General features: G+C 51.7%; 10 protein-coding genes. 9 read left to right on the top strand and 1 reads right to left on the bottom strand.

From position 1 onward, the window contains the following. A partial coding sequence (locus tag BLO51_RS29675; protein ID WP_217266689.1) for a hypothetical protein occupies positions 1-227 on the top strand: 227 nt, incomplete at its 5' end. A 182-nt stretch (positions 228-409) separates the two neighbouring features. Beyond that, on the top strand, positions 410-625 hold the full coding sequence (locus BLO51_RS04775; RefSeq protein ID WP_090667551.1) for a hypothetical protein: 216 nt from the start codon (positions 410-412) through the stop codon (positions 623-625). Positions 626-695: 70 nt separating this feature from the next. On the opposite strand, the gene mnmA is transcribed toward BLO51_RS04775, so the two are convergent. Continuing rightward, positions 696-1,787 (bottom strand): tRNA 2-thiouridine(34) synthase MnmA, encoded by a 1,092-nt coding sequence (gene mnmA / locus BLO51_RS04770; RefSeq protein ID WP_425415796.1) that lies wholly within the window; start codon positions 1,785-1,787, stop codon positions 696-698. Positions 1,788-1,960: 173 nt separating this feature from the next. Here mnmA and cymR point away from each other — a divergent pair, with 173 nt between their 5' ends. The 7 genes from cymR to BLO51_RS04735 all read left to right on the top strand — a co-directional run bounded on the left by cymR (position 1,961) and on the right by BLO51_RS04735 (position 7,434). Beyond that, on the top strand, positions 1,961-2,383 hold the full coding sequence (cymR, locus tag BLO51_RS04765) for a cysteine metabolism transcriptional regulator CymR (protein ID WP_090667549.1): 423 nt from the start codon (positions 1,961-1,963) through the stop codon (positions 2,381-2,383). A 38-nt stretch (positions 2,384-2,421) separates the two neighbouring features. Further along, on the top strand, positions 2,422-3,573 hold the full coding sequence (locus BLO51_RS04760; protein ID WP_090667543.1) for a cysteine desulfurase family protein: 1,152 nt from the start codon (positions 2,422-2,424) through the stop codon (positions 3,571-3,573). A 35-nt stretch (positions 3,574-3,608) separates the two neighbouring features. Continuing rightward, complete coding sequence (locus tag BLO51_RS04755) at positions 3,609-4,130, top strand: PRC-barrel domain-containing protein (protein ID WP_090667541.1); 522 nt, start codon at positions 3,609-3,611, stop codon at positions 4,128-4,130. Positions 4,131-4,140: 10 nt separating this feature from the next. Next, complete coding sequence (locus tag BLO51_RS04750; protein ID WP_010497085.1) at positions 4,141-4,338, top strand: hypothetical protein; 198 nt, start codon at positions 4,141-4,143, stop codon at positions 4,336-4,338. A 162-nt stretch (positions 4,339-4,500) separates the two neighbouring features. Then, complete coding sequence (locus BLO51_RS04745; RefSeq protein ID WP_090667538.1) at positions 4,501-5,571, top strand: AI-2E family transporter; 1,071 nt, start codon at positions 4,501-4,503, stop codon at positions 5,569-5,571. 265 nt (positions 5,572-5,836) lie between these two features. Next, positions 5,837-7,117 (top strand): ArsB/NhaD family transporter, encoded by a 1,281-nt coding sequence (locus BLO51_RS04740; protein ID WP_090667535.1) that lies wholly within the window; start codon positions 5,837-5,839, stop codon positions 7,115-7,117. A 32-nt stretch (positions 7,118-7,149) separates the two neighbouring features. Beyond that, positions 7,150-7,434 (top strand): hypothetical protein, encoded by a 285-nt coding sequence (locus tag BLO51_RS04735; protein WP_090667532.1) that lies wholly within the window; start codon positions 7,150-7,152, stop codon positions 7,432-7,434. The last annotated feature ends 123 nt before the right edge of the window (positions 7,435-7,557 follow it).

The raw sequence follows: 7,557 nt of genomic DNA, 5'->3' as shown, positions 1-7,557 counted from the left end.
CTGAACTGCGGGAACCGCAGGGATCGCTTGCTCAAGAAGAGAAGGATGCTTCTCTGTTCGCAAGAATCCCCCACCTCAGCGCCATTAGCTCAGGTGGTGGGAGTGTTCAATTGGAGAATACGACGGCCAAAGTCGTCCGCGGCAGCATCGGTCTGTTTGCCGGGCTCGTCGTGTTTTTTCATGCTATTCACGGTGTTTATCCACTGCTTGCTATGAGAGCCTGCTGAACAAATTCAGCGGGCTTTTTAATTTTTTTTGAATCCAATTCCCCCAATAACATGTTAGAATGGAAATGTATTTCTGATTTTGGAAGTCCCAATGAATTGAAGCAGCTGATTTTTAAATAGACACCCATGCCACTACGCGGCACCATCAGATGATGAAATACAGTTATTTCAGGATAGACAGCATGCAAAAGAAGGATAGTAACATTGAAGCATTTTATAAACTGTCCCCTCAAGACGCTTATACGCCTGCCGTCCTCTATGAATTTTCAACCGAGTTTTACGAGCAGGTCCAACAATCCATGACCGGTGTGATCGAAGGAAAGCTTGAATTGGACCACGCGCTGGTTGAGTTGAATAAAATCGGACAATTCAAGCTGGATCAAGCCTTGAAAAAATAAAGCTGGCATAAATAAAGAGGGAGCCCCGGTTTACACCGGAAAGCTCCCTTTTGTTACACATATATGCAGACTACTGCACCACTTGGTCGATTACCGCGCCGCCGAGACAGACCTCCCCGTCGTAGAAGACGACGGATTGTCCAGGTGTCACTGCCTTTTGCGGCTGGTCGTACACGATTTCGCAGCGGCCGCCTTCGCCGAAATGGACCGTCACGCCTTGGTCGGGTTGACGGTAACGGAACTTCGCCGTGCAGCGCAGCGGCTCTTTCGGCGGTTCGCCGGCGATCCAGTTCAAATCGGTCGCCAGCAATCCGGTCGAGTAGAGCGCCGGATGCTTCTCGCCCTGAATGACATACAAAATATTGTTTTCCAAATCTTTGCCGGCGACAAACCAAGGCTCTCCGCTGCCGGAACCGCCAATGCCGAGGCCTTGGCGCTGACCGAGCGTATAGTACATGAGGCCGTCGTGTTGTCCTTTTACTTCGCCTTCCAGCGTCCGCATCTCTCCCGGCTTCGCGGGCAGATAGCCGCTTAAGAACTCCTTGAAGTTCCGCTCGCCGATAAAGCAGACGCCGGTGCTGTCTTTTTTCTTCGCGGTCGCAAGTCCCGCTTTTTCAGCAATAGCCCGGACTTCCGGCTTCGGAAGATGACCGATCGGAAACATCGCTTTGGACAACTGGTATTGGTTCAGCGCATGCAGGAAATACGTCTGGTCCTTGTTGCTGTCGACCCCACGCAGCAGACGGTATTTGCCATCCTGCTCCTCGACGCGGGCGTAGTGGCCGGTGGCGATGTAGTCGGCGCCGAGTTCGAGCGCTTTGTTCAAAAACTCCCCGAACTTGATCTCCCGGTTGCACATCACGTCGGGATTCGGCGTCCGCCCTTTGCGGTACTCGTCAAGGAAGTAGGCGAACACCTTATCCATGTATGGTTTCTCAAAATTTACCGTATAATAGGGAATGCCGATTTGGTCGCAGACGCGGCGCACGTCTTCGGCGTCCTCTTCCGCTGTGCAATGCCCGAATTCGTCGGTATCGTCCCAGTTCTTCATGAACACGCCGATGACCTCGTACCCTTGTTCCTTCAGGACAAGCGCGGATACGGAAGAATCGACGCCGCCCGACATCCCGAGAACGACTCGCGGTTTTGTTGTCATGATCATTACCTCGCTTCTATACCTGTACATCGTTCGTACATTAAAAGTATTATACATTCAAATGAAGAAAGAATAAAATTTTTCATGAATATGCCACGGTTTTTCTCCCAAATTACAAGGTTTTATGTTACCATAGTATCGATATAAAAATGTATGAAATGTAAACGAGGTGCTACAAGTTGAAGATTTCCACCAAAGGCCGCTACGGACTCACGATCATGATGGAGCTCGCGACGAAGTTCGGAGAAGGCCCCACCTCACTGAAAAGCATCGCAGAAAAACATCAGCTTTCCGAGCATTATTTGGAGCAATTGGTTGCTCCGCTGCGTAACGCAGGTCTCGTTAAAAGCATCCGCGGCGCATACGGCGGATATATTTTGTCCAAATCGCCCGAAGACATTTCCTCCGGCGATGTGATTCGGGTGCTGGAAGGTCCGATCAGCCCGGTGGACTTCACGGAAGAAGACGATCTGGCTAAACGCCAGCTCTGGATTCGGATCCGTGACGGAATTGCGCAGGTGCTTGATTCGACGACGCTGCACGATTTGATTTCTTACAAAGACGAAGGAAGTCAGAATGACAGCTACATGTTTTACATTTAGACCGCTTTGAAATCCTCCTAACAGATGTGGTGAAAGCTTTGGAGCTCATTTATTTAGATCACGCCGCCACAACGCCCGTACTTCCCGAAGTCGTGGAAACGATGCTTCCTTATTGGACCGGGGCGTACGGGAACCCCTCAAGCACGCATCAAGCCGGTCGGGAAGCCAGAATGGCGCTTAGCGCCGCCCGGGACCGGATCTCCGCTTTTGTCGGCTGCGCGCCGTCCGAGCTCGTTTTCACAGGGAGCGGAACGGAAAGCGACAATATGGCGCTGTTCGGTGCGGCTGAGGCGTACCGGGAACGCGGCCGTCATATCATAACGACACAGATCGAACATCATGCCGTTCTTCATGCTTGCGAACGATTGGAACAGCTTGGATACGAAGTGACTTATGTGCCTGTGGACCGATTCGGCCAAGTTTGGCCGAACGATGTGGAAGCGGCCATTCGGCCGGATACGATCCTGATCAGCGTCATGTACGGCAACAACGAAGTCGGTACGCTCCAGCCGGTCGAAGCGATCGGACGCCTTGCCAGGGAGCGCGGCATTTGTTTTCATGTCGACGCCGTTCAAGCGTTGGCTCACGTGCCTATCAATCTGCGTGAGCTGCCGGTAGATTTGATGAGTTTTTCCGCGCATAAATTGAACGGTCCCAAAGGGGTCGGCGCGTTATATATAGCCAAAAACACTCGCGTCACACCGCTGCTCTACGGCGGCGCTCAAGAAAGAAAACGCCGTCCGGCGACGGAAAATACGGCAGGCATCGCAGGCTTTGCAAAAGCCGTAGAAATTTTTGACCGGAATAGGTATGAAGTGCAACAAAAGATGGAAAAACTACGTCAAGAAATGGTCACTGAATTGGAACGGCGTCTGGCCCCCGGGCAGTTTGTCGTCAACGGTCATCCTACAGAGAAGCTTCCGCACATTTTGAATGTCAGCTTCCCCGGCATTTCCACCGAGACGATGCTGATGAATTTGGATCTTGCGGGAGTGATGGCTTCAAGCGGCTCGGCTTGTACGTCCGGCTCCTTGGAAATCTCTCATGTGCTTAAGGCAATGAGGCTGCCGGATGAGGTGACGCAATCGGCCATCCGATTCAGTTTCGGACCGGGCAACGACTCCGGGCAAATGGCTGCTGCCGCCACGGCCGTTGAAACCATTATCAGCCGCTTACGTACTAAAGGATAGGCAAATTCCGATTTGCCGGCTGGGAGAGAAGCTCGTTGAAAAAAGCGCGCGATGTTATCGGATTGCCGGTCATTTGCGTAGAGACAGGGAAACAAGTGGGCAGCGCCAAAGACCTGTTGCTGAACGAAGGCTGGGAGGTCGAGTCGGTGCTGCTCGAAGCAGGGCATTGGTTTTCAGAAGCCACGTGTATCGTGCGAAAAGACGTGATAGCGATGGGTGACGACGCTGTTACGATTGCCGCAGAACAAGCCGTCCGCCCGCTGAATCCAAGCTCCGTTTGCAGGGCGCTGCTGTTTGGCGAACGCAAGCTGAAGGGACTCCCGGTCATTACCGTCAACGGGCAACAGCTCGGGGTGATCGAGGATGTTTATTTGGATGCGGATGGGGGCATAAAGGTAATAGGTTATGAATTGACCGAAGGTTTCATCTCGGATCTAACGGAAGGGCGCAGATGGCTTCCGATGCCGGATGCGGTCAAGGTCGGCGACGACGCCTTAATTGTTCCCGTTCACGCCAGCGAAGCGCTTCAAGAAATCTTCGGACCAAAAGAAGAATAGGGTGATACCGATGTTACGTTGTCCAAATTGCAATTCCAAGGATATTGGAAAGATCGGCTCCCATCAGTTTTACTGTTGGGGCTGTTTTATCGAACTGACGGTGAACGGGGAAAAAATGTCCGTATTCCAAGTGGAGGAAGACGGCACGCTTAGCTCGCTCGACGATTTGTTTTTTGAAGAGGAAATGCCCGAGCTTCATGCCAACTGACGAGTATGATCGTATAGTAGTCAAGCCGCTTTTCCGGATGCCTTGAACAGGCGTCTTGGGAACGCGGTTTTTTTGTTCGCTGGGTTAAGAGCCCGGACTTGTACATATACTGTAAAAGGCAAGCTCTTTGTCAGAAGTCAGATCGAGGTAAAGGGGGGCGTTATGGACCGGTTCCCGAAACAAAGGCTGCTCGTCGGCATGATTTATACGCTGCTCGGTTTGATCATTTTGTACATGCTGCTGCAGCTCCGTCCGATGATTGCGGGTTTGTTTGATTTTTTGAAAAAAATTTTGACTCCGTTCGTGATCGCGCTGATCGTTTCTTACGTGCTGAATCCGGTGGTGACACTGCTCGGTGCCCGCAAAGTGCCGCGAACGATGGCCGTGCTGCTCATTTATGCGGTTTTCATTACTTCGGCGACCGTCGTGTTGATGAACCTCATTCCGATGTTCGTGCGGCAGCTCGCGGAATTGAACGATAAGATGCCGGATGTCGCCTTTAAGGCGCAAAGCGTTGTAAACGGCTTAAACGGACTCAACTTTCTCCCGGACAGCGTACGGATGGGCATACAGCAGTCGCTTTCGAAGCTGGAGAACGGAATCTCGCTTGCGATTGCGGAATACATTAACGGGATCGGCAGCACCATCAATACGGTCTTTCTTCTCTTCATCATTCCGTTTGTCGCCTTCTATATCCTGAAAGATTTTCAACTGATCGAAAAATCGACGCTGGCTATCGTACCGAAAACGCATCGCAAGGAAATCGTGTCCTTGCTGATGGATATCGATATGGCGCTCGGCAACTATATCCGCGGCCAGTTTACCGTATGCATGATCGTTGGGCTCCTCGCCTACATCGGGTATTGGCTGATCGGCATGCCGTACGCGCTGCTGCTGGCCAGCGTCGTTGCGGTGTTCAATATTATCCCTTACCTCGGTCCATTTCTCGGAGCGGCACCGGCGCTGATCGTGGCGTCCACGATTTCCTGGAAGATGGTGCTGTTTGTCGGACTCATCAACACGTCGTGTCAAATACTGGAAGGCAATGTAATCTCGCCTCAAGTAGTCGGCCGGTCACTCAATATGCATCCGCTTGTGATCATTTTCGCGCTGCTTGTGGGCGGGGAGATTGCCGGAATCACGGGACTCATACTGGCGGTTCCGTTTTTTGCGGTCATGAAAGTAATTCTGCAGCATGTGTTTATGTATTACATTCACCGGAAGACGACATGATTATATTTTAGAAAAAAAATTTTTATCGGGCGAAACCAAGCGACTACCTTGTGCGTATATATAAGTTGGCAGCGGCAGGGGAACGCATCTTCGATCTCCCGCCGTTGACCGGATGCCTGCTAGTTGCACAAGACAAGTACATAATCGCGTTGATTTTCGGAGGAGCCTGTCACCAAGGGCTTCTTTTTGCTTTTTTTAGGGTTATGCGGAAGAGCGGCGCGAGCTGACGGCACCATTAAAATTGCATCGGAGAGAGGATTTCATTATGGATCAACAAGCTCTTATCGCTATCGGATTGTTCGCGGTAGCCTACGGTTTTATCGTTTCGGAAAAAATTCACCGGACGATCGTTGCCATGATCGGCGGCATTTTGATGGTCGTTCTGGGTATCGTCAGTCAGGAAACGGCAATCCATCATATCGACTTCAACACGCTCGGCCTGCTGGTGGGTATGATGATTATCGTCGGTATCACCGCGGAAACGGGACTATTCAAATATATTGCAGTCTGGTCGGCCAAAAAGGCGGGCGGTCACCCGGTCCGGATCATGGTCGTGCTATCGCTGGTAACGGCGATCGGCTCGGCGTTTCTGGATAACGTGACGACTGTGCTGCTGATGGTGCCGGTAACCTTCAGCATTACACGGCAGCTGCAAGTGAATCCGGTTCCTTTTCTGATGTCGCAAATTCTCGCCTGCAATATCGGCGGCACGGCGACGCTGATCGGCGATCCGCCGAACATCATGATCGGCAGCGCGGTGAAAGAACTGACTTTCATGGCCTTCATCAGCAATTTGGCGCCGATCGCGGCGATTATCCTCGTGATCACCATACCTTTCTTCGTGCTGTTTTACCGCAAACAGATTCGCACGACGGAAGAGCTGCGGCTGGGACTTATGAAAATGAACGAAAAAGCGGAAATCCGCGATCCAGTGCTATTGAAAAAATGTCTTGTGGTGCTTGGATTGACCTTGATCGGCTTCTTCGTTCACCAGCTCGTCCATTTGGAGTCGGCGACCGTGGCGCTCGCCGGCGCATTCCTGCTTCTGCTGTTGACCGGCGAACACTTTCTGGAAGAGGCGTTTCAGCGGGTCGAGTGGACGACGATCTTCTTCTTCGTCGGATTGTTCGTGCTTGTCTCGGGCTTGATTGAAACCGGCGTGATCGCCGCGTTGGCAAACTACGCGGTCGGCGTAACGGGTGGCGATGTGACGAAATCGGCGGTTCTAATCCTCTGGCTCAGCGGAATCGCTTCGGCGTTTTTAGATAACATCCCGTTCGTGGCGACGATGATTCCGATGATTCAGGAAATGGGTACGATGGGGGTCAGCAACCTGGAGCCGCTTTGGTGGAGTCTTGCGCTCGGGGCTTGTCTCGGAGGGAACGGCACACTGATCGGCGCGAGCGCGAATCTGATCGTAGCCGGTATGGCGGCAAGGGAAGGGCATCCGATTTCGTTCATGAAATTTTTCGTGATCGCCTTTCCGCTCATGCTGCTCTCGATAGCTGTTGCAAATGTATATGTGTATGTGAGATATTTGATGTAACAGCAGTTGGTTAACCGAAGGAGGCTTCACCTATGCTATACTACGAATACGACCGTGAGCTTCTGACCATTGAAGAGCAATCGAACGGACAAGATGTCGAATTCCGGATGAAGCTCCATCGCCCCGATGCCGGTGTGGAGAAGGCAGTTAAGCGGATTCGCGATGATTTCGACGATAACGACGTGATCACGGACGTCTTATTTTACGCCCATGAAGACGGCGAGTATCAATGGATTGTCCGGCACGATTTCTACGAGGATTTCGTCATCAGCCTGTTCAGGCACCGGCTTGTCCAGCGCATGGCTTGGGAGCAGTAGACGTTTGTTGACAAGTCTGCTGCCCGAAAGCTATAATTTTGATAAATAGTGCTTATTGACAGGCACAGGAAAGCGTTGATGAAATTTAAGTACGTCATAGTCCATTAGCCAGAGAGAAGGTTT

The organism is Paenibacillus tianmuensis (assembly GCF_900100345.1).
Taxonomy (GTDB): Bacteria; Bacillota; Bacilli; order Paenibacillales; family NBRC-103111; genus Paenibacillus_G; species Paenibacillus_G tianmuensis.
This window is presented reverse-complemented; position numbering and strand designations above follow the sequence as displayed.

Coding starts and splice junctions, on each gene's coding strand:
- BLO51_RS04740 (WP_090667535.1), top strand. CDS start 5,837: ATGGATCAACAAGCTCTTATCGCTATCGGATTGTTCGCGGTAGCCTAC.
- BLO51_RS04745 (WP_090667538.1), top strand. CDS start 4,501: ATGGACCGGTTCCCGAAACAAAGGCTGCTCGTCGGCATGATTTATACG.
- mnmA (WP_425415796.1), bottom strand. CDS start 1,787: ATGATCATGACAACAAAACCGCGAGTCGTTCTCGGGATGTCGGGCGGC.
- BLO51_RS04775 (WP_090667551.1), top strand. CDS start 410: ATGCAAAAGAAGGATAGTAACATTGAAGCATTTTATAAACTGTCCCCT.
- BLO51_RS04750 (WP_010497085.1), top strand. CDS start 4,141: ATGTTACGTTGTCCAAATTGCAATTCCAAGGATATTGGAAAGATCGGC.
- BLO51_RS04735 (WP_090667532.1), top strand. CDS start 7,150: ATGCTATACTACGAATACGACCGTGAGCTTCTGACCATTGAAGAGCAA.